This window comes from Caballeronia sp. (assembly GCF_049581465.1).
Lineage (GTDB): Bacteria > Pseudomonadota > Gammaproteobacteria > Burkholderiales > Burkholderiaceae > Caballeronia.
In genome coordinates this window covers 1-1,707 of sequence record NZ_JBAUSA010000707.1, presented here as the reverse complement: position 1 = coordinate 1,707, position 1,707 = coordinate 1, and the positions used below count along the sequence as shown (strand labels likewise).

Genomic DNA, 1,707 nt, shown 5'->3' with positions numbered 1-1,707 from the left:
CGGCAGGGATGCGCACGTACAAAAATATTGACCAACGACCCACGGAGAAGACATGAAACGAAGGACCATCGCCGGCCTCGTACTGGCCAGCCTGAATACGGCTGCGTACGCGCAGTCGAGTGTGACTATGTTCGGCAGCCTCGACGCCGGCGTCACATACGTGACGAACGTGCGCGGGAAATCGTCTGTCGCCATGGCCGATGGCATCAACAAGAACAACTCCCTGGGCTTTTCGGGCACTGAGGACCTTGGCGGCGGAATGCGTGCCATCTTCAAGATCGAAAACGGCTACTCGGTAGACACTGGCATGTTGGGGCAAGGTGGACTGCTGTTCGGCAAGCAGGCCTATGTTGGACTCGGCGACGCGGCCATTGGAGATTTGACGCTCGGGCGCCAGTACGACTTCGGCTACAACATGCTCCATTTCCTCCCGTGTTTGTCCTGTGGCATTTACAGCGTGGAGAATGCCGACCTCGACCGTGTTTCGGGTGAGCGCCTGAATAACACGGTGCAATTCATGACACGCAGCTTCGGCGGCCTGTCGGCGGGCATGCAGTACAGCTTCGCCTCTAATACCGGTAACACCACGACCAACGCCGGCCGGGCGCTCAGTGCCACAGTGCAATATGCCAGAGGGGGCTTTTCCGCCGGCGCCTACTACACCGACATCAACGGCGCGCCCGTCTACATCGGCCTGACGGGCGCACCGGAGATGTTCGGGCGGCCGATCGTGCCTTCTACCGCTTTACTCGTTGATAGCCAGCGTATCCTCGGCGGCGGTGCAGCGTACGCTTTTGGCTCGTGGCGCGCGTCGGCGCTCTATACCAATACCCGTCTTAAACTGGGGAACAACACTGCGCAGGACCAGGTACTCCACGTCGGTGGTGAATACCGTCCGTTCCCGGACGTCGTGCTGGCCACAAAGGTTAGCTATGACAAGCTCGACGCGTCGCATTGGCTGACGTTGTCTGGCGGCATTGACTACTACTTGTCTAAGAGCACAGACATTTACCTTGATCTTCACGGGCAGCGCGCCTATGGTGCCGGTACCGTGGCGTCGATCGCACTGGCGGGCACATCGTCGTCCGACAAGCAATTCGTGTCACGGGTCGGTATCAAGCACCTGTTCTGATAGCTCGTAGGGGGCGTGCGCCCCCGCTGTCATCGACGCGACGCAGATCCTGTCAGATGCGCCGATAGCTTAAACTCGGGTGTTCGTACCGCTCGCCGGCTAGATGACAGACAGGTAAACTTTCGCTGCGGAATTGGGCATTGAGATATTGCGCGCCAGTCCACCCAGCGCAGCGGATATCGCCACGACGTCGACGAATGGTAATGGTCCGCAGTCAATGCAGCCGCCGCCGAAATCGCTGCGAGGCTGCACGAACGAGCGGCCGGAACTGGCCCGAATCCGGTCCGACGCAGACCTCAATCGATCGCTGATCGCAGCAGGTATACGAAAGGCATAAACCGACCCTGAGAGGGAAGTCGAAATCGCCCGGTGTCACTCGCGGCTTTAGCGCTATTTGCCGACATTGAACTACTGCTCGACGATTGTCTGCGGCCGTACCGTGCCGAGCGGCGACATTTGATCGTACGTTGGAGCTCTTTGCCTTTTGGTCAGCTTGTCCTTGCTGGATTCGGCAATGCGCTTAACGCAGAAACCATCTGTTCACGCATCCAATGGTGCGCTGGCGACCCGGAATG

Annotated in this window: 2 protein-coding genes; both read left to right on the top strand. The window is 59.1% G+C overall.

The window, feature by feature from the left end; all coding sequences use genetic code 11:
- Positions 1-52: 52 nt before the first annotated feature.
- On the top strand, positions 53-1,132 hold the full coding sequence (locus tag WCA53_RS17335; protein WP_423913030.1) for a porin: 1,080 nt from the start codon (positions 53-55) through the stop codon (positions 1,130-1,132).
- 369 nt (positions 1,133-1,501) lie between these two features.
- On the top strand, positions 1,502-1,707 hold a 206-nt coding region (locus WCA53_RS17330; RefSeq protein WP_423913026.1), incomplete at its 3' end, for a hypothetical protein.

What these genes read in the sequence shown, in the direction of transcription:
- WCA53_RS17335 (WP_423913030.1), top strand. Translation starts at nt 53, where the DNA reads ATGAAACGAAGGACCATCGCCGGCCTCGTACTGGCCAGCCTGAATACG.